The 22,548-nt window shown below is 70.0% G+C and carries 20 protein-coding genes and 1 pseudogene; 11 read left to right on the top strand and 10 right to left on the bottom strand.

Annotated elements, in window-relative coordinates; all coding sequences use genetic code 11:
• Positions 1-259: 259 nt before the first annotated feature.
• Positions 260-1,480, bottom strand: a complete 1,221-nt coding sequence (locus ACWF79_RS31120) for a pentapeptide repeat-containing protein (protein WP_453731518.1) — start codon at positions 1,478-1,480, stop codon at positions 260-262.
• Positions 1,481-1,987: 507 nt separating this feature from the next.
• On the opposite strand from ACWF79_RS31120, the gene ACWF79_RS31115 reads away from it, so the two are divergent.
• The 3 genes from ACWF79_RS31115 to ACWF79_RS31105 all read left to right on the top strand — a co-directional run bounded on the left by ACWF79_RS31115 (position 1,988) and on the right by ACWF79_RS31105 (position 4,330).
• Positions 1,988-2,389: a hypothetical protein gene (locus ACWF79_RS31115; protein ID WP_453731517.1), complete on the top strand. Its 402-nt coding sequence runs from the start codon at positions 1,988-1,990 to the stop codon at positions 2,387-2,389.
• 74 nt (positions 2,390-2,463) lie between these two features.
• Positions 2,464-2,745, top strand: a complete 282-nt coding sequence (locus ACWF79_RS31110; protein WP_453731516.1) for a GNAT family N-acetyltransferase — start codon at positions 2,464-2,466, stop codon at positions 2,743-2,745.
• 505 nt (positions 2,746-3,250) lie between these two features.
• Positions 3,251-4,330 carry a hypothetical protein gene (locus ACWF79_RS31105; RefSeq protein WP_453731515.1) on the top strand — a complete coding sequence of 360 codons (1,080 nt, stop codon included), beginning with the start codon at positions 3,251-3,253 and terminating at the stop codon, positions 4,328-4,330.
• Positions 4,331-5,283: 953 nt separating this feature from the next.
• Here ACWF79_RS31105 and ACWF79_RS31100 read toward each other — a convergent pair.
• Positions 5,284-5,652, bottom strand: coding sequence for a hypothetical protein (locus ACWF79_RS31100; RefSeq protein ID WP_453731514.1), 369 nt, complete (start codon positions 5,650-5,652; stop codon positions 5,284-5,286).
• A 255-nt stretch (positions 5,653-5,907) separates the two neighbouring features.
• On the opposite strand from ACWF79_RS31100, the gene ACWF79_RS31095 reads away from it, so the two are divergent.
• The 5 genes from ACWF79_RS31095 to ACWF79_RS31075 all read left to right on the top strand — a co-directional run bounded on the left by ACWF79_RS31095 (position 5,908) and on the right by ACWF79_RS31075 (position 10,561).
• A complete protein-coding gene (locus ACWF79_RS31095; protein ID WP_453731513.1) occupies positions 5,908-6,477 on the top strand; it encodes a hypothetical protein in 570 nt (189 codons plus the stop codon).
• A gap of 267 nt (positions 6,478-6,744) precedes the next feature.
• Positions 6,745-6,984 carry a hypothetical protein gene (locus ACWF79_RS31090; protein WP_453731512.1) on the top strand — a complete coding sequence of 80 codons (240 nt, stop codon included), beginning with the start codon at positions 6,745-6,747 and terminating at the stop codon, positions 6,982-6,984.
• Positions 6,984-7,358 carry a toxin Doc gene (locus ACWF79_RS31085; RefSeq protein WP_453731511.1) on the top strand — a complete coding sequence of 125 codons (375 nt, stop codon included), beginning with the start codon at positions 6,984-6,986 and terminating at the stop codon, positions 7,356-7,358. Before ACWF79_RS31090 ends, ACWF79_RS31085 begins: the two co-directional genes overlap by 1 nt.
• A 93-nt stretch (positions 7,359-7,451) precedes the next feature.
• Positions 7,452-9,770 carry an AbiJ-related protein gene (locus ACWF79_RS31080; protein WP_453731510.1) on the top strand — a complete coding sequence of 773 codons (2,319 nt, stop codon included), beginning with the start codon at positions 7,452-7,454 and terminating at the stop codon, positions 9,768-9,770.
• A gap of 644 nt (positions 9,771-10,414) precedes the next feature.
• Positions 10,415-10,561 carry a hypothetical protein gene (locus tag ACWF79_RS31075; RefSeq protein ID WP_453731509.1) on the top strand — a complete coding sequence of 49 codons (147 nt, stop codon included), beginning with the start codon at positions 10,415-10,417 and terminating at the stop codon, positions 10,559-10,561.
• Between the two features lie 366 nt (positions 10,562-10,927).
• On the opposite strand, the gene ACWF79_RS31070 is transcribed toward ACWF79_RS31075, so the two are convergent.
• The 7 genes and pseudogenes from ACWF79_RS31070 to ACWF79_RS31040 form a co-directional block, all read right to left on the bottom strand.
• On the bottom strand, positions 10,928-11,752 hold the full coding sequence (locus ACWF79_RS31070; protein ID WP_453731508.1) for a DUF6292 family protein: 825 nt from the start codon (positions 11,750-11,752) through the stop codon (positions 10,928-10,930).
• A gap of 403 nt (positions 11,753-12,155) precedes the next feature.
• On the bottom strand, positions 12,156-14,096 hold the full coding sequence (locus ACWF79_RS31065) for an ABC transporter ATP-binding protein (protein WP_453731507.1): 1,941 nt from the start codon (positions 14,094-14,096) through the stop codon (positions 12,156-12,158).
• Positions 14,097-14,610: 514 nt separating this feature from the next.
• On the bottom strand, positions 14,611-14,943 hold the full coding sequence (locus ACWF79_RS31060; RefSeq protein ID WP_453731506.1) for a hypothetical protein: 333 nt from the start codon (positions 14,941-14,943) through the stop codon (positions 14,611-14,613).
• 182 nt (positions 14,944-15,125) lie between these two features.
• On the bottom strand, positions 15,126-15,725 hold the full coding sequence (locus ACWF79_RS31055; protein ID WP_453731505.1) for a DNA-binding protein: 600 nt from the start codon (positions 15,723-15,725) through the stop codon (positions 15,126-15,128).
• A 124-nt stretch (positions 15,726-15,849) separates the two neighbouring features.
• Positions 15,850-16,323, bottom strand: coding sequence for a diadenosine tetraphosphate hydrolase (locus ACWF79_RS31050; protein ID WP_453731504.1), 474 nt, complete (start codon positions 16,321-16,323; stop codon positions 15,850-15,852).
• A 1,782-nt stretch (positions 16,324-18,105) separates the two neighbouring features.
• Positions 18,106-18,585 (bottom strand): hypothetical protein, encoded by a 480-nt coding sequence (locus ACWF79_RS31045; protein WP_453731503.1) that lies wholly within the window; start codon positions 18,583-18,585, stop codon positions 18,106-18,108.
• A 370-nt stretch (positions 18,586-18,955) separates the two neighbouring features.
• Positions 18,956-19,628, bottom strand: a pseudogene (locus tag ACWF79_RS31040) (DUF2637 domain-containing protein); the annotation flags it as partial.
• A 425-nt stretch (positions 19,629-20,053) separates the two neighbouring features.
• Here ACWF79_RS31040 and ACWF79_RS31035 point away from each other — a divergent pair.
• Positions 20,054-20,299 (top strand): hypothetical protein, encoded by a 246-nt coding sequence (locus tag ACWF79_RS31035; RefSeq protein WP_453731502.1) that lies wholly within the window; start codon positions 20,054-20,056, stop codon positions 20,297-20,299.
• 229 nt (positions 20,300-20,528) lie between these two features.
• Here the strand turns inward: ACWF79_RS31035 and ACWF79_RS31030 are convergent, their stop codons facing one another.
• Complete coding sequence (locus ACWF79_RS31030; RefSeq protein WP_453731501.1) at positions 20,529-20,702, bottom strand: hypothetical protein; 174 nt, start codon at positions 20,700-20,702, stop codon at positions 20,529-20,531.
• A gap of 653 nt (positions 20,703-21,355) precedes the next feature.
• Between ACWF79_RS31030 and ACWF79_RS31025 the strand changes: the two genes are divergently transcribed.
• Together ACWF79_RS31025 and ACWF79_RS31020 are read left to right on the top strand one after the other, a co-directional pair.
• Positions 21,356-22,039, top strand: coding sequence for an HNH endonuclease family protein (locus ACWF79_RS31025; protein WP_453731500.1), 684 nt, complete (start codon positions 21,356-21,358; stop codon positions 22,037-22,039).
• Positions 22,040-22,118: 79 nt separating this feature from the next.
• A partial coding sequence (locus ACWF79_RS31020) for a Mu transposase C-terminal domain-containing protein (protein ID WP_453731499.1) occupies positions 22,119-22,548 on the top strand: 430 nt, incomplete at its 3' end.

The following is a 22,548-nucleotide window of genomic DNA, read 5'->3' as shown; positions in this document are numbered from 1 at the left end:
GTACGGGGTGGACCCGCACCTAGGCCCGCCGGCTTGCCCGCGCGGCCGCGCGCAACGGGGCGGAGATGGGCCTCCGGCTCGTTCACGCGATGGCTGCGGCGGAGCCTGGCCTTGGCACGTGCACGGCTGAGCGCATGCCTGCCGCTGTCGCCATGGTCGCCGTATACGGTTCCCAGCGGTCGCTGACCCGAGACGCGACGAAGCCCCAGACTGCGCGGTCCGAGGCTTCGTCGCGCTAGTGGTCCGAGGCAACCTCTGGTCATCGGCTCAGGCTGCCCTGAATGCCGATCGCGCCGTCGAGTTTCGCGCCGGTGAGGTTCGCCCCCGTCAGGTCGGCGGAGATGAGATCCGCCTTTGACAGGTCTGCGTTCGTCAGGTTCGCGCCGGTCAGTTTGGCCTGGAAGAGGCTCGCGCCGCTGAGGTTCGCGCCCGACAGGTTCGCTCCGGTCAGGTCGGCGTCCCACATCCTCGTGCCACTGAGATCTGCCCGGGACGCGGCCACGCCTCGCAGGTTGGCCTTCCCGAGCTTGGCGCCGGGCAGGCGGGCCGCCGTGAGGTTCGCCTTGGACAGGTCTGCGCCGGACAGCTCGGTGTTGCGTAGGACGGCCTTGGCCAAGACGGCACCAGAGAGGTTCACGTCGGTGAGGTCCGCGTCGGTCAGGTTGGCGTCCCGCAGGTCCGCTCCGTGCAGGTCGACACTGCTGAGGTCCGCTTCGGCGAGGGTTGCGCCGCCGAGGTAGGCGTCGACCAGGGTAGTGGTGCGCTCAAGGCGCGCGCGTGTCAGATCGGCCTTCGGGAGCCTCGCTCGGTTCAGGGTGACGTCGGCGAGGTAGGCGTCGGCGAGCTTCGCTCCAGCGCCGGAGGCGGCGGTGAGGTCCACGCCCGCGAGGTTCGCCTCCCGCAGGTCCGTCCGGGTGAGTTTCGCGTGGTGCAGGAGAAGGCGGGGGGCGGCGGCGTCCTCGCGGATCAGCTCTAGACCACGCAGGCCAGCGCCCGTCCAGTCGACCTTCGCGGTGCCGTCCTGGCCTCCCGGGCGGCCGGCGAGGACCCGCGCGACGGCCTGTACGTCCTCCGAGAGGTCTGGTGTGCCGCCTGCCTGGGGGACGGTGGGGTGCGTGCGCACGTATGCGGACAGCACCGAGATGATGCGAGGCTGATCACGGGCGGAGTCCTGCATGATGCGTTCCAGTGCGTAGATCCCGCCAAACCGCACGTCCCGTGACGCCGAGCCCAGGTGTGTGATCGCCGAGTTGAACCGGTCCGTGATCTGGCCCTGCTCCGTGATCCGCAGCTCTTCGCGCGTTTGTCCGACGGACATCCAGGTGAAGAGCAGCGCGATCAGCGCCGTCAGCCCCGGCAGGCTCGCCAGGGCGGTCAGCGCCCACGCACCGGCCGGGCGGCCGTTTCCCCTCCCTCGGCCGTTCCGGATCTGGCGTGCCCGGACGGTCCGCCGCCCCGCCCCTCGACTTCGGATCCTCATCTACCCATGGCACGCGAAGGCGCCGGATCCCGCACGCCTCCGCGTGCCGGTTGGATGAGATCGGAAGGTCTGTCCGCGCGCGGCGGGCCGTCTGTTCTTCGAGCCCAGCAGGCGTCAGGGGCAGGCCGCCCCCCTGGACACGACAGCGCCGCTCCTGGCGGTCGAGGTCGGCCTGATCGACTCGGTGCGCCTGGGACGTGAGGGGGAGCCGTCCGTTCTGATGGCCGTGTCCGCGATCGAATGGTGGCTCCACGGCGCGATCGAGCACGGAGCTGTGCTGTAACCCACTGAGCCGGCCGGCCGGCCGGCCCGAGCACGCGGGGGCGGCCGAGCGGCTCGTCGCCACCCTACGGGCCTACTAGACAGAGAGGAATCACCTGGCCATGGTCGTAACCGTACCCCCCCACACGCCTGACGCTGCGCCCCTACACGCCCGCCGACCGGCGGGCGGTCCTGCGCCTGGCGAGCGCAGACCGGCTCCCCGGCCAGCCCAAGCTCACGCCCGCGATGCTCCGCGAGGCCCTGCAAGGCCGCTCTCCGGGGGACGCGGGCTGGTGGGCCGACCCGAAGACCCCCGTCACCGAGGTGGCGGTGAACGAGGCCGGGGCGGTCGTGGGTGTCGTCTCGTACGCGCTGCGACCCAAGGACGACACTGGCCAGTTGCTGTGGCTGCACTGCCAGGAGTACGACGCGACCGCCGACGCCCTGATCGGCCCTGTCGTGGCCGTGTTCGTGCCCCGCCGGGTGAGGCGTTCCAGTTCGCCTCCGCTCTCACGCTCGGGCTGGACGCTCTGCCGGTTGGTCACCGCCCGGCGACCGACAGGGCGCTGGACCGCGCTGGGTTCGCCGGTGAGCGGCTGTGGCGGTACATGCGGGCCACCCTTCCGGCTAGTGGACTCCCGCACCTGACCCACGTCACGATCGGTCCCGACCCGGAAACCCAGAACGCCCGCCGCCTGGAGGCCCGCGAGGACGGCCGCGCCGTGGCTGAAGCTGTTGTCGGCCTCCCGGTCCAGGGAACGGGAGTGCTGTGGTGGATCGGGGTGGATTCCGCCGCCCGGGAGAGGGGTCTCGGTCACGCGATGCTCGGTTCGGCGTTGGACGTTCTGACCGGACTGGGCGCCACCGAGGTGATCCTCTACGTCGACGACGACGCACCCCCTGGGGATGCGCGGGACCGTGCCGCCGCCAACGCCCTGTACGACAACTTAGGGTTCACAGAGGTCGACCGGCTCTACTCCTACGCTCGGTCGCCTTCAACCTGAGCGGTGGCCATAGCCGATCACCGCCGCGCCACGGCCGTGCGCGAAGACCTGCGCCTGGCCGGCGCCGCCGAGGGTGACCACCTCGCCCAGGCCCGCGCCGACTCGCACGTGACCCTCTGGCCATCGAGTCGCCCGGGGTCCTTGTGTCGATCCTCATCCCTGCCCTGGCGCCGGCCTCCGCCGCTTCCCACGCCCTGCGCGGCACCGCCGACGCTGCCGCCCTCGCTGTCACTCGCGGAGTTCGGGTCGGTCCTCGGTGCGCGCGTCGCAGGCTGGGGGCGTGGGAGCCCGGTGGCTGGTTGTCGGCATGGGGTGGGATGGCGTGTCGGTGGGTGGGTTCGTGTCGTTGTCGGCCACGTATCCGGTGGATTAGTGCGTAAGCGTGTCCATCATGGCAGGTCAGCGGCGTTTTTCGTAGGACGGAAGGCACAGTTCGCGAGCCTTGTCCGGTCTGCTTCCCGGCCCCAGAATCTCCTTCGGTAATCACCCGGAGGACAGGGGGAGCATGAGGGAGATCGATCAGGACGCGGTGCTGCGGGCACGGGTGCTGCTGTTGGGTTCCGGGCGGCTGCGCTTGTTCGAGCAGGTCCGCGCGTATCGGGTTCTGGCGGTGGTGAGTCCGAAGGTGTATCTGCCGAAGCTGGTCGACGCGCTCCTGTCGATGATCTACCGCAGCTGGGACCCGGAGGTGGACCTGGCGCTGGGCGCCGAGGCGGTCGAGGCCGCGCGGAGGATCGAGGCCGGGGCGCCGGCCTGGGCCGAACGGCTGTGCACGGCTCTGGACGCCTACCAGGCGGCCCTGTTCGCCCTGGGACGCCGAACGGAGGGGCGCGCGGCCTGCGAGGAGATGGCCGAGGCCGGACAGAGCGGGCGGTTGGCGAACGTCCTGGCTGAGGAGGGGCGGTTCCGCGAGGCTGCGGAGCTCAACGAGAAGGCAGCCCGGAACGGCGTACCGGAGCATTCCTTCTGGAGCATGGTCGAGTGGGCGGCGAACCTGGAGGGCGCCGGCCTGCATGACGAGGCATTGGCCGTCTTCGGTGAACTCCTCGACGAGACCCGGCGCAAGGCCGCCGGGGAGCGCACGGCGCAGGCCATCCTCACCTGGGAGCTGGTGCACTTCTCCCGGATGCGCGAGGCCGCCGGGCGCGGAGCGGACGCCGCGGCGGCCGGCGGGAGGCCCTGGCCGTCCTTCAGGAGTTGGCGACGACGGGCGAGCCGAGGAACTGGAGCTGCATCCTTGCGTGGTGGGTACCCTGTTCGCCCTCTCGGGGCGCGCCGACGAGCCGGCTGTGAGCGCCGAGTCCCCGATGCCGCCGTTCGGGACCGACCTCGGACGGTCGAGCGCCACGCGGGATGCCTTTCTCGACAGCCTGCCAGGGCTCGAAGCGGAGGCGGCGGGACTGCGCGGGGACCGGCCGACTGCCCGAACTGGTGGATGTCCAGCGCAGAGTCAGCATCCGCGCGGCCCTCCGCGAAGGCGACCACCCCTATCGGTTCGGGGAGCGGTTCAAGCCGTACTTCGACGAAGGCGTGGCGCTCGCCCGCCGCCTGCCAGACGACCCTGCCCGCCTCGCCCGGGCCCTGACGGACCGCTCGATGTTCCTCGTCGCTGCTCGGACCTTCGAGCCCGCGTATGCCGACTTCGCCGAGGCCGTCGCCGTCCTGGACGTGCGGTAGTCCCATGAGGCCGTTGTCCGGGCCACCCTCCGGCCGGGCAATGCCACCGCCCTGGTGGCGGACATGATCTGACGAAGCCGTGGGCCGTCCCTTCCCGGGGGACGGCCCACGCGGTGCCCGGGCAGTCGACAGCGACGACCTGCGCCGAAGGCTCGGTAACGCGGTCCATTCGGACAACCCCTGGGCTCGGCTGCACGCCGGCTACCTTCTCTGGCTCCTCGATCGTCCTGAGGTACCGAACACACGCCATGTCTGGCGGACGTGGTTGGCATCAGCATCGGGAGAGCAGTCGGACCCGGCCATGCCTCGACGGTAGTTCAGAGGGGCATTGGGGCTCGACGTCCAGGTCGAGCCCAAATCGTGTGGTGGTCGGGGTCATCTCAAGCGCATGCCTGCGAGGGGGCCGTGACGGGGCGCGGTGTTCTTGGTCGCGGTCAGCCCATGACGACGGAGCTGCCCCAGGTGGTCCCGCCGTTGTCGGACGACGGCGAGTTGGTCGGCTCCGGTGTGCTCGTCGAGCCGCCGGACGTCGCGTGCCGGCCCTGTCGCTTCTCAGGTTCAGCCAGGACGTTGCCGGGGCATAGGTCCGGCCGGTGACGCCCTCGGGCACGCATCCGCCCTGGCCGAATAGCTGGTCTAACGACTGGTGAATAGGCGGTGTTCTAACCCGGCACTATTCAGTCGGGCCAGCAGGCGCCACTCGATGTCGCGCGCTTGGAGGCGCGCGTCCTGTCGGTACGCACGAGGCCCCGGGCTGCCTGAGCCTCACGCGCCCACGCGTTCGGCACATTCCGGGAGCGAGCGCCGGGGCGACGGCGGACTGAGGGCTCCGGCCTGGGGCGCAGGTCGCGGTCGACGAGGTTACGAACCCTCCGCGAACGCGGTGGCGTGGTCAACGGCCCACTGGCGAAACGTTCGCGGTGCCGTCCCGAGGATGTCGGCCACCGCAGTGGTGATGTACGCGGGCTGTCCGACCGCCGCACTCCACGCGGCGAGCAGCATGTCGACGGCCGAGCTGGGCACCGTACCCTCGCACAGGCTTCGGAACTGGTCTGGCGTTATCTCCTCGAATGCGATCCGGCGCCCCAGGGCGTCACCGATGGCGTCCACCTGCGCGGCTTGGGTCAGCGATTCGGGGCCGGTGAGAACGTAGTCGCCTCCGGTGTGTTCGTCCAGGTAGAGCGTTCGCGCCGCGACGGCGGCGATGTCGCGGGTGATGTCGTACGGCATCAGGCATGCCAGAAAGGAGCGTCCACCCCCTCGACGGGGCAGGGGAGTCGGCGCGGTAGATCTTCGAGGTGTTCTCTCAGTGAAACCTGCAGAGCCGCATAGTCACTCAACTGGGTGGGAACCAGGTTGTTTCGTTCTGTACGGTGCTTTGCTGCTGCCACGCTGCCGGGGCAGCACACTTCGCCCCGGTTGTATGCAGATAGGCCTGTTCTGGTGCGATGTGTGGAACCGCTCGGCTGAAGGAGAGTCCTCGTCATGCGTAGCTTCATCGCCGTTGCTGTCGTCGGCGCCGCCCTGACCATGGTCGCCACTGGCACCGCCTCCGCCGCGCCAGACGATCGCATCATCGTCAACCAGCCCGTCTACATCGACCACGTACAGCACGGCGCACAGCTGGTCCCCACCGGCTGGAACTCCTTCGCCAACAACACGGTTCAGGGGTACCACCCGTCCTTCGACGGGGCCTACAACACCCGCAAGGAGGAGTACCAGTGGGTCCTGCGTTACGCGGGCGCCAGCCCCACAGGTGAGGACACCTATCAGGTGCGCACCGTCAAGGGCGGCCACTGCCTGGCCGTTCCGGGCGAGGCAGAGGAGAACGTCAATGTACAGCTCAAGGAGTGCAGTCCCGGGAGCTGGTCCCAGAAGTGGGTCTTCTGGGACTCCGAGACCGGAGTCAGGAACGGGGCCGCCATCTCACCCGCTCTCAACCCCGACCTCGCTCTCACCCCGACAAACCACACGGTCACCCAGGACTTCCGTGTCTCGCTGGAACGCAAAGGCACCTACCTGAATCAGGTGTGGCGCACTCGCGCGGCCGGCTAGCGCCCGCCTGGAAGCGGTCTCGCCCCCGACATGGGGGGCGGGACCGCTTCGGTGTCAGCGGGGCCATCTCGAGGTGCGTCTGATCCGGAGTGTCGGAAGGGCTGGCTAGGGGCCGGGGCGATAGGCAGGACAGATGGCGGACAACGAGCCGGATGACGTCGACGAGGGAGAGGCCCAGCCGACGCGACTCGGCACGCCCCTGACCTGCGGTGAAGGACTGCTCGACGGGCTCTAGCCACTCGTGGTACCTACTAGGTACCATCAGGTATGCCGTCCTTGAACATCACATTCACCGACGAGGAACTCGAGGCCGTCCGCGCCGCCGCGGCCGCCGAGGGCAAGTCGTTGAAGCAGTTCGTCCACGACCTGCCACTGCGCGAGCAGCAGCGCCTGCAGTTCGTCCGCTACGCCCTGTCCTGGGGCGAGGCGCACCGGGACGAGTTCGACGACGCCTTCCCCGACGAGGCCCCGCCCCCTCCCCGTGACCGCGGGGCGGACGCCGCCTGATGATCCTCCACATCGACGTCCCCTGGCTCCTGGACGTCCAGGAGCAGGCAGTTCCCGAAGACGTCAGCGTCGCCGACTACTCAGCCCTCGTTGCGGCTGTCGCCCGCCACAAGACCCGCATCCCACGCCCCACCACGGCTGACCCCGATCCGGCCTGGCGCGCCGCGGCTCTGCTGCACACCCTGATCCGGCTGCAGCCCCTGCCTTACCGCAACAGCCTGTATGCCTGTCAGGTCACAGCCGCCTACATGCACGCCTCCGGCGAGGGCATCGACCCGCCGTACGGCGCCTTGGTCGACCTTGTCCGCGACATCCAGGCCGGCAAGACCACCGTGTACCAGGCCGCCGACCGTATCCGGACCTGGCGCATCTGATCCCGCACCGCGCCGAGACGTATCCCGGCTCCGCGCTTCATCATGCAGTGACATCCCGGCTGCCGGCCCGCGGCGGCGTCTTCCGGAGGAACCGTGCAGTTCACCGTCCTGCCCGTCCGCAGCCCGCTGCCCCCCTCGCGCCCGGGCGAGGCATACTTGGTCACGGACGACTGGGACGACCATCACTTCAAGACGAGCTTCGACCTCTTCTGCCCGCAAGACAGCGGCGGCGGCTTCCATAACATCGGCCGCCTCAAGATCGGCCGGATCGGCATGACAACACCGAGCCGGACGCCGATACCGCAGCGCTTCGACGCGCTCGACGGTTCCTTCTTCTCCCTCGGCCAGTCCGACGCCTACTACGAAAAACTCTGGGACCTGAGCGCCGACATCCAGCGCACTGTCCTGCGCGCCCTGAAGGATGCTTCTGTCGACCCGGACCTCTACTTCCGGGCCTATGGCGAGCCGGTGATGCAGGAATCCCTTCTGCGAACCCTCTCCGACAGGGACGCCGTCGCACAGCGCTGGGGAAGGGGAATGATCTCTCCAGCGACCCAAGTCATCACGGAGGTCACCCGTCGGCGTCTGTTCGACGCCCTGCGGGCTGCACCGTTCTCCTGGTCCGGCAGCCTGGACGAGGTCTCCTTCCTGCGCAGGATCTACGACCTCGATCGCCTGCCGAGCTTCGATACCCGCTTCGCGACAGCCGAGGGCGATATCGTCCAGCACCGCTTCAACAACGCGGACTGGCAAGACGACTGGGTCTTCACCGACAGCCGCTTCGGACTCGCCGATGGACCTGACGTGGTTCTGCTCCGCTTCCTCGCGGAGATGATCCACCCAGCCGTCCGGACCGACTCGCACGACGTGGAGCACCTGCTGGCGCTGATCAGCGACGGCCTCGAACCCGATGGATACGCACTCCGCCCGGGCTCGATCGTCAGCGGCTACCCGGTGTACGAAGCCCGCCGGACGAGCGCTCGTGCTGGAGGACCATCCGCGGCGCCGGCACCCCCCACCGCGGCCCTCTCCAGCGCGGCCGCCGCCATGCCCGGTACGCCGGCCCACTCCGCTCAGGGCCGCTATGCCGCGGTTCGCGCACAGGCAAAGGGCGACCGGAGCGACTACAACCGCGCCCGCCTGCCTCACCCCGACAGCAACCAGGCAGACGTATTCGATTCCACCCACAAGGCGACGGGCACCCGCGTGGCGGTGAAGCAGCTGCACGGAAAGTACCCGCCGGAAGGCCGGGGCGCCCGCATGCGGCGGGAGATCGAGGTTGGCTTGGCACTCGACGGGCACCCGCACACCATGCCCATCCTGGACCGCGGCACCGACTTCACCTGGTTCGTCATGCCCTGGGCAGACGGTACTGCCGAAGACCAGCAGGCCGAACTCCAGGACCCTGGACGTCTGCGGATCCTGGTCGACGCCCTCGCCTCGGCACTGGGCGCAGCTCACCAGTCCGGTTGGATCCACCGGGACATCAAGCCGTCGAACATCCTCCTCTTGGACGGCCGATGGGTGCTCGCCGACTGGGGCGCCGTCCGCCGCCCACCCGGCCAAACCACCAAGGTCGGCCGCACCCGCCTCGGCATCGGCACAGAAGGCTTCACCGCACCCGAATCCTTCGCAGCAGCCCAAGGACGGCCCGAAGCCACCAGCGACATCTACGGCGTCGGCCGGGTCATCGCCTGGGCCCTCACTGGCGAGATCCCCGCGCCCAACCTGCCCCTGCTCCCGGACCCCGGCCCCTGGCGCAACATCGTCAGAGCAGCTACACACCAAGACCCCTCGCGCCGGCCCCAGAACATCGGTGAACTGGTCTCGCTGATCGAACGCGAACACATAGCCATCCCCGAGGACCCGCACGCACGGGCGACGAGCCTCGTCCAGCAGGCCGCCATCAACGTCACGGGCGCAGCCGAAGCACTCCTGACGCTGCTCACCGACCATGAAGACGACTACGAGCTCTATGTCGACGTCCTTCCCCAGCTCCCTGTGAACCAGGCAACCTCGGCCCTCACGCGAGACCTGTCCCGCGCGCAGACCGTCCTGCAGGCACTGGCCGAACACGTGGACGGCGACGACGCGCACATAGTGCAGTTCGGGCAGGCCAACCAGGTCGTGAAGTGGCTATGCCAGATCGCTGAGAAAGCAGCCGTTCACCGGCAGTGGGACCTCCTTGACGAAGCCACGCAGACCATGTGCATATGGGACGGCGCGTGGAACCAGTACAACGCTCAAGATCAGATCAGACCCTGGCTCGCAGGCCTCCAAGGCGATGCTGCAGCCGCCGTTGCAGGCATCCTGAGCCAGCATCCCGACTCCGCGCAGCACTTCGCCCATCTTGTCGAGTCTCGGACCACCGACCCTCGAATCCGCCTGGCGGTCAGGCCCCCTCAGCCGTAGCGGACCTTGCATCCAGCATGCGGGTCCAGGTATCCACGAACCCGGTGGCGCCGGAGTCGTCGCCGGAGAGGTGGAGAGGAGGGCTGGCTGCGAGCTGGGGCATGAGTGCCTCGTGCACGCCCGCCGGCTCGCCTGCGCGGCCGCGCGCAACGGGGCGGAGATGGGCCTGCGGCTGGTTCACGCAATGGCGGCAGCGGAGCCCGGCCGTGGCAACGGCTGGCCACACTGTTGATGGCGATCCATGCTCTGAGTATGGAAGTCGCAAGTCTGATCATCGCGATCGTTGCAGCGGCCATCGCCGCGTTGAGTGCGCTGTACAGCTACCGCGTGTCCCAGGTGGAGCGAGGCCGTCGGCATGACGAGCTGACGCCGGACCTCGAGTTCGCGTTCGAGAGTCGGGGTGGAATGACGCTCGTGGTCACGCTCCGGTCGTCCCATGCACTCTCCGCATGTCAGGTGCGATTGGTGAGCCAAGGGCTGAAGTTCACGTCGTCCCAGGACGGTGTCTCTACCTCGGACATCAGCGTCGCCGAGGGCGGGCCTCTGGAGCCTGCGGGTACGGCGGCCCGACGGGTAGAAGTCACTGATGGGTACCCGCTGACTGCCCAACTGCGCGTAACCTGCCGGGGCGAGGGCAAGGAGCCGTGGATTCTCACACCAGAGGTGCGACTGCCGCCGAGACCGAAGGCTGCATGGGGCTGATCTATGCCCGCCTGGATGCGCGGCTGTACGAGCTGCGCGAGCTTGCCGAGTACGCCCGGGGGCGTGGCCTGCGCATCACCTGGGGCTGACACCCGTGGCCCGCTCCGCCTCGGTGCGGCTGGCGGGCGGCGGGGGAGTGGCCGCCGTGCCGTCACGGGCACCACCCGCCGTCTTCGAGAGGGGCCCGTCATGTCGGTCACCTCCACTGCCGAGTTCACAGGGGAGCCGGTGGCATGAACAACCCCCATGCGGCCCGCTTGCCGGGCGTCCTTGGTCAGACCCGGCTGTTCCGCGGCCGCTGGTTGGCGCCGGCGGGTGCCGGGTGCCCTGCCCCCTGCGGCGCCCGCCGGGGCTGGTTTGCTGCTTGTGGTTAGGGTGGGTGTGGTGTCTGGCTTTGGGTTTGATGTTCGCCCTTGGCGGTCAGATGGCCGGGCGGCGGCTGGTATGGAGGGCTGCTAACTCTTCTTCCCGGGGTCTTTCATGGTTTCGGGGCCGGCCGCCTTCTCCCCGATGCCGGGGTCGGCCGTCTTCTTTCTTGTGTTGGCCGGTTCGGGGCGGGACGTGTTCTCACTCCGCCTCTCACTCATGTTGGTCTGTGCTGTGGTGAGGGCGCGCTCGGCTGCCCAGAGGGGGTAGCCGAGGCGGGTGTGGATGTCGGGTGCGGTGAGGTGCGGTTCTGCCTTCAGGAGTTCGCTGACTGCGGTGGTGCGGGCCTGCGTGAGGTGGCGTTGCGCGGTGTGAGGGGTGATGCCGAGTTCAGCAGCTACGCGGGCGGCGGTGATGGCCGGTTGCTGTTCGAGGAGTTCGGCCGTGCGTGCAGGGATGCTGGCGCGCGTGTTTGTTTCCCGGCTTCCGGTGGGGCGGCCGGGGGAGGTGCCGGGGCCGGGGCGGCCAGCGAGCCAGGTGAGGATGTCGCCGCGTTTCCAGTGTTCGGTGCCGGCGATGTCGATGGGCTGGGGGCGTGGCTGGATGCCGGGGAGGTTGGCGTAGCGGTCCCATGTGCGGGGAGCGACGCCGGCGAGTTCGGCTGCTTCGTTGCGGTCCAGGAGATCGTCGTCGCTGTCCTGCGAGGGCAGTGCGGGGACGGGCTGGCCAGCACGGAACGCGTCGATCTGTTCGCCGTCCCAGAGCAGTACACGCGCCCGTGCTGAGCTGATGGGATCGGGATGTCCGGGCAGCCGGTGCAGTTTCTGGTTGGCGAACGTCTTCGGTGTCTTACCCGCCGCGGTGGCGAGGTCGGCGAGTGTTCGGACCAGAGCGGCGCGTCCGGCGCGGATCACGAGGCGGTCTCTCCTTGAGCGTGTGTGTCGGGATCATGAGCGAGGGCGGGAGCCCCAGCGGCGCAGCGCGGAGCATGAGGCGGTCTGTCTTGCGAGGAGCTCCTGGCGCCGCTGCTGACAAGCCTCGCAGAGGAGCTTCGATCCCTCGCACCCGGAGCAGCCTTCCGGCTGCTCCGGGTGCTCCGGGTGCTTGCGGGGTGGGAGTGGCCCACGCCGTGCTGAGAACGCCCCGGATGCCCGCGATGGTGTTCTGCTCTGACGGCTGCTGTCGCGAGGTTGGTGAGGGTGCGTACCAGTGCGGTGCGTCCGGCGCGGATCACGAGGCGGCTTCTCCTTGAGGGGGTGGCCAGCGGCGTCAGCGGGGTCGGCACGTGTTCGTACCAGCATGGTGCGTCGGGCGCGGTCACATGGTGGTCGTTTCTTGGTGGTGGGTGGTGGCGGGTTCGTCCTGCTGCAGTTTGTACAGCTCGGCGAACAGTCCGCCGGTGTTGATGAGGGAGTCGAAGTCGCCTTCTTCGACGATCCGGCCGTGTTCGAGGACGATGATCCGGTCGGCGAGGCGTACGTTGGCCAGCCGGTGGGTGACGAACACGGTGGTGCGTCCGGTGGCGAGGTGGCGTAGTCGCTGGAAGACGTGGTGTTCGGCGCGGGCGTCGAGGGCGGCGGTCGGTTCGTCCAAAACGAGGACGGGTGCGTTGCGGTAGAAGGCGCGGGCGATCGCGATCCGTTGCCATTGGCCGCCGGAGAGGTCGTGTCCGCCCCACCATGAGCGGGCCAGCAGGGTGTTCCATCCGTCGGGGAGCCGGCGGGGGAGTCCAGCGGCGCCGGCGGCTTCGGCGGCTGTGGCGACGGCGCTGTCGGTGTTGTCGGCGCGGTGGTCCTGGCCGAGGGTGATGTTCTCGCGTAGGGACATCGGCCAGCGGGTGTAATGCTGCGGCACGACACCGACGTGCTGCCACACCTGCTGCGGGTCGGAGTGGGCCAGATCGTGGTCGTCCCAGCTCACCGTGCCGCCGTCGGGCAGATACATTCCGGTGATGAGCTTGGACAGGGTGGTCTTGCCTGAGCCGTTCTCTCCGACCAGGGCCACCACTTCGCCCCGTCGCAACTCCATGGTGATGCCGTGCAGCGCGGGTGCGTCGGCGCCCGGGTAGGTGAAGCTCACATCCCTGGCACGGATCACCTCCGGCCCGCCGGATGCCACGATCGCCGGTCCGCGGAGAGCGCGCTGCCGGTCTGTGCGCCGGAGGAAGGACGCCCAGTCCTCGAGGTACAGCGCAGTGCGGAACAGCTGCGCACCGGCGCGTACCCCTGCGTCGAGTGCGGTGGAGCAGGCCCGTACACCGACGATCGCCGCGCCTGCGGCCGCGGCCGGCAGGACGCCTTGGACGGCGAGCCACAGCAGCGTGGCCCAGGTGGCGCACAGGCCCACCGCTGCGCCGGCGTCGCCGGCCCACCGCACTCCCAGGGCCTGCCGCACGGCGGCCAGGTCCTCGGCTTCCAGCCGCTTGGACACCGCCCGGTACCTGTCCAGCAGAAAGCCGGTCATCGTCGAGGCCCTCACCTCGTCCGCGCTCGACCGGTCGGCGGTGTAGGAGCGCCACACGCTTCGCAGCCGGCTGTCGGACAGCATGCGGTGCGCTGCCGCGTGTTCCACCCGCGCTGCCCGGATCGCCCCCCAGCCCCGCGGCAGGACCGCGAGTACCAGCAGCGGCAGCAGCACCGGGTGCAGCACGCCCAGGTAGCCGGCCGCGCCGGCCAGCGATGCTGCGGCCCCGATCAGCGCCTGCGCCGACATCACCAACTCGCGTGTCGATTCGGCGCCCTTGTCGGCGGCCTCGAGCGCGTCTTCGAACCCGGGGTCCTCATACGCGACCAGTTCGACGGCCGTGGCCGCTTCCAGCACCTTGAGGTCTGCCTCGCGTGCCACCTTCGGCGCCAGCCGCGCCGCCGCCAGCTGCGCCACCGCGTTCAGCGCGTACCGGCCTGCCAGGGCGCCGGCGAGGCACAGAGCGGCCGGCGCCGCGGCGCGCAGCATGCCGGCTCCCAGGGAGCCTTCGCCGCCTTCAACAGGCAGAAGCTCCTGCAGGATGCGGGCGGTCGCGGCGAGCGCGGCGGCCGCGGCGATGGCGGCGAGCACCTGACTGACCAGCCACAGTACGACGGCCCGCCGGTCGGTCCGCCACCCCAGATGCAGTGCCGTGCGCACCGTGCGCGGTACCTGGGCCGCCATGGACCAGGTCGTCATCCGCGCCGATGCCTCGGCGTACGGGTCCGAGCGCAGCCGCATCACGGGCCCCGCCGCGCTCCCAGGGTTCTCGTTGGGTCGTTCGCAAGCGTTCATCGGTCCTCATCCTGTCGTCTCGATGGTGGTCTGAAGTCGCGGTCGCCGGACACGCCCCGCACCCGGGCGAAACCAGCGGTTCGAAAGGCCGGCAGGGCGCAGCGGGCACGCCGACGATGGAGACCGCCGCGACCGGATTAGGCGTGCCGCGCGTGGGTATCGGAGGTCTCCTTTCCGGAGCAGGGTGGGGCCGGGCGCTGAGCAGCCCCTGCGCAAGGCGGGGAGCGCCCCGCGTACCGGATGGGGAGCCGGGCACGCCGATAGCTGGTCCGACGGCGCGCCTCGGGACGGCGTTGATCAGGACCCGGGTTGATGGGCCTTCCCCCCCCGCGGAGCGGGTGTCCAGGCGCTGCGCGCCGGGACAGGGAAGGCGGGGCGCTGGGCGCCCCGCGGTGCCCGTGCGCTGCTCGCCCGCCTTCGGCTGCGCCGTATGCGTTGCAGGGGTGCTGCGGCGCTTTGCGCCGCCCGGTCGGGGCGGGCGCCCGTGGTGGACGACGGCCCCGACCGGGCCTGGTCAGGACAGCGAGCGCAGGGCCAGGTGCAGTGCGATCGGCGTGTAGGCCTCGGAGTGCACGGCCGCGTCCTGCATGCTGCGCTCGCAGTCCTCGGCCGTGGCCAGCAGCGCACGGCGATCGAGATATCCGGCCTTCACCAGCGGGGAGCCGTCGGCGATCTCCCGCAGCAGCGCGGGCGCGTACTGGTGCAGGCCCCTCGCGATGACGTCGGTGAACGTCTCACGCATCACCGGCCGCACGACGTGGGCGGGAAGCCCGTGACGGACCAGCCGTTCACGCAGGAGCCGGTTGTCCGCCCGCCATGTCCCCGGCAGCCAGCGCGCGAACTGCACGACATGCGCTTCACAGACGGCCGCGTGCACCGAGTCGCCGTCGGGGCCGAGCTCGACGTCGAGCGGCCCGAATGCACCGCCCTGCGTCTTTCCCCCGTGGAGCTCAGGCGAAAAGAGCTCCTACCGGCCCGGCAGGGGCTCTGTTCGGTCCTGCCCGCTGGGGTGCGGGACAGGCGTCCCGGTCAGGTGTCGGTGTGGGCAGCGGCGGTGAGGAGGCGTTCCCAGGTCCGGGGTGTGCCTCCGTGCTGTTCCGTGAGCGCGGCGGCGATTCGGCCCTTGGGCGCGCTGCCGGCCGCAGCGAGGGCTTCGCGGGCGGTGATGAGGCGGGGGTCGCCCTCGTACGGGTGCTGTTTGCGTGGCCTCTGGGGTTCGCCGGGGCGTCGGCCTCCGCCCTTGCCCTGGCCGGGGGCGTTGTCGCGGCGTTCGAGGACTTCGCGGCGGGGACGGCCTCGGGATCCGTGAATGGTGATGCCGGGGGAGAGGTATCCCTGGGCGGCGTAGGCGCGGAGGGTGGTGGGGGCGATGCCGAGGATGGCGGCGGCCTCTTCGGCGATGAGGAGGTCGTCGGGGTGTTCGCCGGCGGGGAGGGCGGGGACCGGCTTGCCTGCGAGATACGCCTCGGTCTGGGCGAGGTCGTAGAGGAGGTGGCGGCTTTCGGGGAGGAGGCTGGGGACGCGTTCGCGGAAGGCGGGGGCGTCGCGGCGGCGCCAGGTGGGGAGAGGGACGCCGGCGCGGCGGGCGATGTCGGCTTCGTTGATGACGGGGCGGCCGCGGGGGATCACGTCGTCTCCTCGAGGGCTTGGGTGTGGCCCGTATGATGGCGGTACAGGGACGGTCCTTCGGGTCCGGACTTTGCGAGAAGCCGGCGGTGTGTCGGGTCGCTTCCGGGCGCGGCGACAACCACCGTCAGGCGCGCAACCGGACCAGTTCGCTGCTGATCGCTTCTCGGAGCACATCGTGCTGGGGGCCGAGCCTGAACCGCTCGTCGCTCCACCGGGCGCGTGGGTAGAGCCAGACCGGAGCGCCCACGGCATCGGCCGGCTCCCACTCGAACCGCGGCCACACATGGGCGTGCAGGAACGGGTCCTTGTTCCCCAGGATCTCCAGGTTGACCCTCCGGAATGCCGGGTCCAGGCGTCGGCAGGCACGTTCGACCGCCTCACCGAGCTGATCCATGTCGGACAGGAACGACAACCGCTTCGCTCTCGGCAGGTCCGACAACCGTTGCGCACCCGGTTCGTCCGCGAGAAGAACCGAGTACCCCGGTAGAAACTGCACGTCCCCGATCACCGCGAACCCTGCTGTCAGCCGCCGCAACACGGTCGGGTTCTCCCCCCTCAGAGCAGCCCCCACCCGGTCTTTCCGCCAGTCATCAACCATGAGCCAAACCTACATAGTCCGGGCGCGGCGGCCGGACCGACGAGCAGCCGCATCCTGCAAGGGGGCGCAGGGCCACAGCACCAGCGGAAGGCCGGCCGGGCGCACCAGGAGGGCATGGGGCTGCCGGGCGCGCGGCCCCGGTCCGACAAGCCCGAAGGGCGAGCCCACCCCGACCAGGGCGCAGGACCAGAGCGCGGGGCGCGGCAGGAGCCGACGGACGGGTGCGTGGGGGTGGGGCGCGGTGAGGCCTTGGCCGGACCCTGCCGCCCAAGGCCGCGCCGCACCCCGGCCAGCCCCTCACCGCGCCCCACGCCCACGCACCCGTCCTCCCCGCCGTGCCCGGATGCCCGAGAGGGCGGGGGCGCGCCTCAGTGCACTGAGGGGGCGGGAGCCTGGCGGCTCTACGCCGGGCCTGACGGCCCGGCGCCCGTCTGGCGCCGGGCGCGGGGAGTGGCTCGCGCCTGACGGCGCGACAGGGTGCAGTGCGCGCCCGCCCGTCGGCCCGTCCCGGCTGGCCTCGGGACGCTGGGCGCACCGGCGGGGTAGCGGCTGGACCGGCGACCTCCATCGGAGCGCTTGCGACCATGAACGCCTGGGCTGTGCCGGGCGTGGTCCCGGTTTGCTTGAGTACGACGGGCACGGCGAAGTACCGCAGCGTCCCTCTCGCGCTCTCCTTCACGCCGACGCCGGCTTCACCAAGCTGAGCAGCCACCGTGACCGACCAGGCCTGCGTGGACTGCCGGACGGTCCGTATCGCCGCCAGCCGCTCGACGACCGGAGCGTTCTTGCCCCACACCGGCGTTTCAACGGACGGCGCTATCGCTCTCATCTGCCGTGCGGCAGCGCTGTCCTCGCCTGTTCCGCTGCGCAGCCACAGGCCAAGGAAGAGCTCCGCGTAGCCCGCCGGGTCGGCGGAGGCGTCCACGGGTGTGGCGGTTGGGGGCGCGGGAGCGGGCCGGTTCTGCTGGGCCGGGGCCGTACGGGTGCAGCCGGAGAACAGGGCGAGGGGACCAGCGGCCACCGCAGCCCAGACCACGACCCGCACCAGAGCCGCCCGGCGTATGGGCAGGGCGGCTAACCGGAAGCCGGGCGGGACGGTGGGAGCGTGTGGGGCGCGCCGGTCACGCCGCAGCGGGGGCAGGGACATCGAGGGCTCCTGGAAGCGCAAGGAAAGGGATGCCCTCACTCTTCGACGGAGCGCTCACCACGCTGCTGACCACCAGGAGACCTCGGCCGTCACAAGGCCATAACTCCTCGTGGCGAGTTCATGGTGAAGGGCCGCTGACCTGCTGGTAAGCGTCGTGGTAAGCAGCGGGAGACCATGGTGAGTGCCCGCACCAACCAACTCACCACGGCGCTTCACAGCGCCGCCGGTGTCCTCATCGTGCAGATTCAGCAGGGATGACCAGACCCAGCCGGTCACCGAGATCGGTCACAGCAGATTCCCGTGCGGCCTCAGCCCGGTCAGTGGCCGGCAAGGGTCATCGGTTCACCAACGCGGGTGCTGCACCAGCAGTGACGATCGCCCCGGCAGGCCTCGTGTCGGCCAGGGGCTCGCGGGCTCGCCTATGGCGATGAGAAGCGGCGACCGGCCACGGCAGAAGGCGTGACCGATTGCCACGCTACCGGTCATGACCGGTACCGATCTGAAGCTGATCGGTCACCGGTCGCAGAATCGGTCAAAGGCCGCTGACCTGGCTGTTGACCGATCACGGCGGAGGCGAACACACCCGTGTCCCACAAGACCGGTACCGGTCGTAGGCCACAGGTGAACCGGGCGCGTCACGGCCGCACGGCTCGCAGAGGGGGGTGATCTGGGGTCTGTCGCTGCTCGGCCAGGTAGGCGGCGGCTGCGAGCACCCGACGCTGACCGGTTTTCGGGGACACGTTGAGCCGACGGGCAACCTCCGCTCCAGACAGTCGCCGGCCGTGCTCCTCGGCCTCCTCCAGCCACTCGGCCACCGTCACGATCTGCTGCCGTACCGGGTCCACGACCTCAGGTTCCGATACCGGCTCGGGCTCAGGAATCCGAGCGGTGGCCTCTCCTGTACCGGTCACGCTCCCTTCCCATGGTGGCGGCTCGTTCTCCACGGGCTTCTCCTCCTGCCCGATCAGGAAGGCCCACGCGTTCAGCGGCGGCACCGCACCGAATCCCACAGGGGCAGCAGCTTCTGCGAAGGCAGGCGCCGGGTCTGCGTACGGCGCGAGAACCGGCTTCTCGATGAACGGGTGAGGTTCGGCGACGGCCTGAGCCCCGGTCACCTCCAACAGCCGGTCCGCGTCGCTTGTATCCGGCGGCCTGAGCCGTGGTGACAGGTGATCGACCGCCGGATCCGGTACGCCCGCCTCCGCGGTCTCAGCAGCATCCTGCTTGCTGAGGTCGGCCGGGAGCTCGGGATTCTCCTCGCAGCGGGTTCGAGATCCAGCGTGCGGTCGCCCTCCATCGGCCCGCCATGACGGCGCCCGGCGGGGATGAGTGCCTCCTCGACGGGCTCCTCGCCGACGCCGGAGCCCAGAGCCTGGGCGCTCGCCAGGCTGGACAGCGGCTGCGGGCCGACGGGATCGGACAGTGCGGCGTCAGCGCGCTCCACCGTCACGGCCACGTTCAGATTCAGGCCTGCCTCTTCCAGAACGTGCGGGACGGTCTCCGCCAGCAGCACACCGTACTTCGCCAGCCGCAGCGGCATCAGCGCCTCCATCGGTGCCTTCCGCCGCCACGCGCGCCCGTAGTCGGCCTGCAACTGCGCCTTGTACACGAGCCGGTGCTGCTCGAGCTTGATGACCTGCTCGTACGAGCGCAGCTCCCACAGCTTCATCCGCCGCCACAACCGGAACCTCGGCACCGGCGACAGCAGCCACCGAGTGAGCCGCACGCTCTCCGTGTGCTTGTCCGCAGTGATGTCGGCGATCCGGCCCACCGCATGGCGGGCCGCCTCCACCGCGACTACGAAGAGCACTGGGATCACGGCGTGCATTCCGGCACCCAGCGGGTCCGGCCAGGCGGCCGCGCCGTTGAACGCGATCGTCGCTGCCGTCAGTACCCACGCCGTCTGGCGCAGCAGCGGGAACGGGATCCGGATCCAGGTCAGCAGCAGGTCCAGTGCCAGCAGCACGCAGATACCGGCGTCGATACCGATGGGTAAGAAGTACGAGAAAGTGCCGAAGCCCTTCTCCACGGCGAGGTCGCGCACGGCTGCGTACGAACCGGCGAAACCGATACCGGCGATGGCCACCGCACCGGCGATCACCACACCGATCAGGGTGCGCTGGGCACGGCTGAGGGTGGTCGGTGCCGGTCCCTTCACCGCGGCCTGGCTGCTTCTGCCGCTCTTGTACCTGGGCTGATCGCCTTTCGCAGTGTCATGTACGCAGCTCGGCCGGGAACTCTCGGTACCGGAAGGGTTCAGGACGACCGACGCCGTCGGCGTCCCCAGCCGGCCAGCGACGGTCATCAGCCCGCCTCAGGTCGCAACGGATCCCCCTCGGCGATGAGAGTCGTGGAAGCTCCCGCACAGTCCCAGAGCGCCGTACTCGGCATGACATCCCCTTTTTCTGGCGGAAGGGGATGATGACCTGCCGTACTCACCACGGTGCTTGCCGCAGAGCACGGGAACCGATCACGACTGGGAAACTTCTCAGCTCGCCGTCCCGCGACCGCAACGCACGGCTGCGACAGCGGCCGGCGCTGATGGACTGGGTCGATCCAGCGGCCGCCAGGGACTCCTTGCCCTTGCGGGTACGCGATCTGCTCGACGACATTCGCGCCGAGCTGGTCACGGTCGAGGACCCCTGCTTCCGGGGCGTCGACAACCTGCCGGACCTGCCCGAGGGCTGCCGGATCGTCCCTCTCCGGTCGATGGTGCCGAACGGGCTGCACGTCTGCTACTTCGGTCACGGCCGGGGCTGGATCCACTACGCGTTCGTACGCCGCACCGCCGACCCGCAGATCGTCGTCGAGGAGGTGTTCTGGCAGTGACTCCACGGTCTTCCACGCCTTCTCGTGGACCTGCTGCTCGACGTTCGGCATGCCGTAAACCTGCGCCGTGGACTTCCCGAACCCAGCCAATCCCTCGCGGGTCCCTGGCTTGAGCCGGCCCCGGAACCCGGACTGACCGCCGGCCCCGCGCGGGAAGATGACGTAGTCAAGCCCGATGGTCCGTCAGGCGCCCCGAAATCCCGGACAGTCTAGGGCATTCCGTCGAGGGCTAAGGGGTGGGGTGGGGTGGGGTCCCGGATACTCGCTGCCACCACAAGGCTTCGGCGGCGAGGAGGTCGAAGTCGCCGCCTTCGCCGCCTTCGTTCTTGCGGTCGGCGAGCACACGGGGAACCTCCGCCCACACGCAGTGCGGGATGAAGCGGCGCAGCGTGCCGTACCGCATCCCGCCCAGGATCCCAGAGGGGTTGTTCCGGCCGAGGGACGAGATGACGTGTCGAAGACGCCCAGCTGGAACGATCCGCTGACAGGCGGGGCGACCTGGCTGTTCATGACCGGAGAATAGGACCTTGGTAAGTCCACCGGTGAGCGTTTTCCACCCCCCCCCGCGTCTCGACCGCCTCCGGGCAGCACCACGTGAACGAGGACGTGAGATCTATGAGGCTCACGGCCTGTTTCCCCAAGGTAGATGGGTGAGCTGTGAGCGTGTGAGGCTGTGAGGTGGAGCTCACGGCCACGCTTCCGTACAACCTGGTCCGGCCCGCCGGCGCTTAGAACGGTAGGGTCGACGCTGTTCTGTCCGCCTCGGGCGGTCGAACCGCCGGCCTGTTCGCCGGGGCCGCACTCATCCTCCGCGTCGTCGACGGCACTGACCCGGTTTTGCGGGCCGCTGTGGGTCCTGGCCGACGCCCTCGCGGACGACGCGCCCCTCCCTGGCACGGGTCCTGCGCCCGGCGATCGGCTGGCCGTTGCGCATCGCGCGCCCCAGGAGTGTCTTTGGTGGCGGACCGTTTCGCCGGTGAACCTCTTCACCCACGCGGCTGGGCCACGGGCGAAATCACCACGCCAGCGGGCCGACGGGCCGGTATTCCTGCGTTCGTGATCAAGAACATGATGCGCGGGCTCGCCGCGCTCTCCCTCGTCCTGACCCCGCTCGCCCTGCCCGCCTCCGCCCACGCGGCCCCCACTGCGGCGTCCGCTGCGCAGACGTTCCCGCTCACCTACGGCATCGACCAGATCCCCGTCGCCGAGGAGAGCAGGACCGGGTACACCCGGGACAAGTTCCGCCACTGGAACACCGGCCTGGATCCGGCGGACGGCTGCAACACCCGCGCCGAGGTCCTCCTTGCTGAGGCGACCGAAGCCCCGCCGGTCGCGGCCGGCTGCAAGGTCGGCGAGGGGGAGTGGCTGTCGTACTACGACGAGCAGGAAGTCACCGACCCGGCGAAGTTGGACATCGACCACATGGTCCCGCTCGCCGAGGCCTGGGACTCCGGTGCCTCCGCCTGGGACGCGAAGCGGCGCGAGGCATACGCGAATGACCAGGACGCGTCCACCAGCCTGGTCGCGGTGACCGCGCGGACGAACCGTCAGAAAGCCGACCAGGACCCCGCCACGTGGATGCCTCCGGCCCCAGGCGCCACCTGCCGCTACCTGGCTGAATGGACCGCGACCAAGCTCCGCTGGGGCCTGAGTGCCGACCAGGCCGAGATCGACGCCCTCAAGGTCTACGCCGGCGGCCCGTGCGAGACCACCGTCGTCCACTACACCCCGGCCGCGTAGCCGGTCTCCGTCCCCCTCGCCTTCGGGCGAGGGGGAAGTGCGGGAGGGGGGGCGATGACGACGCGGCCCAGGCGTTGACGTGCTCAGCGATCAGCGCGAGCGTGAGAGGACGCGGTGGGACCGGGGGAACCGCGACTACGTGGCGGCGTGGATGACGGGCCTGGCCGGTGAGCGGGTGCGGGTCCGTTTCATGCCGCACCACGATCGCCGGATCGAGGTATTCGACGCCGTCACGGGCCGATACCTGGGCCTGGCGGAGCTCGCCGACCGAGCGAGTCCGGAGCAGATCAGCGCGGTCCGTTCCGCACGGGCGGCACGCGACCGGCGCCTGCGCAAGGACCTTGCCGCGGTCCAGGGCGAGCGTTACGGAGCCCGGGCCCGGCCGGGCCGGCTCGAGCGCATCCCGGCTGGCGCCGTGCGCGACGACGAGGATCAGGACCACGATGTCTCCCTGGGAACGCTCCTGATGGTGGTCTGTCTGGGGGAGTTTGCAGCTGCTATCTCTGTGT

It is taken from the genome of Streptomyces sp. NPDC054975, assembly GCF_053609105.1.
Note: the sequence above shows the minus strand (reverse complement) of the source record. Positions and strands in the feature narration are given on the sequence as shown.

What these genes read in the sequence shown, in the direction of transcription:
- ACWF79_RS31120 (WP_453731518.1), bottom strand. Translation starts at nt 1,480, where the DNA reads ATGAGGATCCGAAGTCGAGGGGCGGGGCGGCGGACCGTCCGGGCACGC.
- ACWF79_RS31115 (WP_453731517.1), top strand. Translation starts at nt 1,988, where the DNA reads ATGCTCCGCGAGGCCCTGCAAGGCCGCTCTCCGGGGGACGCGGGCTGG.
- ACWF79_RS31105 (WP_453731515.1), top strand. Translation starts at nt 3,251, where the DNA reads ATGAGGGAGATCGATCAGGACGCGGTGCTGCGGGCACGGGTGCTGCTG.
- ACWF79_RS31100 (WP_453731514.1), bottom strand. Translation starts at nt 5,652, where the DNA reads ATGCCGTACGACATCACCCGCGACATCGCCGCCGTCGCGGCGCGAACG.
- ACWF79_RS31095 (WP_453731513.1), top strand. Translation starts at nt 5,908, where the DNA reads ATGCGTAGCTTCATCGCCGTTGCTGTCGTCGGCGCCGCCCTGACCATG.
- ACWF79_RS31090 (WP_453731512.1), top strand. Translation starts at nt 6,745, where the DNA reads ATGCCGTCCTTGAACATCACATTCACCGACGAGGAACTCGAGGCCGTC.
- ACWF79_RS31085 (WP_453731511.1), top strand. Translation starts at nt 6,984, where the DNA reads ATGATCCTCCACATCGACGTCCCCTGGCTCCTGGACGTCCAGGAGCAG.
- ACWF79_RS31065 (WP_453731507.1), bottom strand. Translation starts at nt 14,096, where the DNA reads ATGAACGCTTGCGAACGACCCAACGAGAACCCTGGGAGCGCGGCGGGG.
- ACWF79_RS31050 (WP_453731504.1), bottom strand. Translation starts at nt 16,323, where the DNA reads ATGGTTGATGACTGGCGGAAAGACCGGGTGGGGGCTGCTCTGAGGGGG.
- ACWF79_RS31030 (WP_453731501.1), bottom strand. Translation starts at nt 20,702, where the DNA reads ATGCGGTACGGCACGCTGCGCCGCTTCATCCCGCACTGCGTGTGGGCG.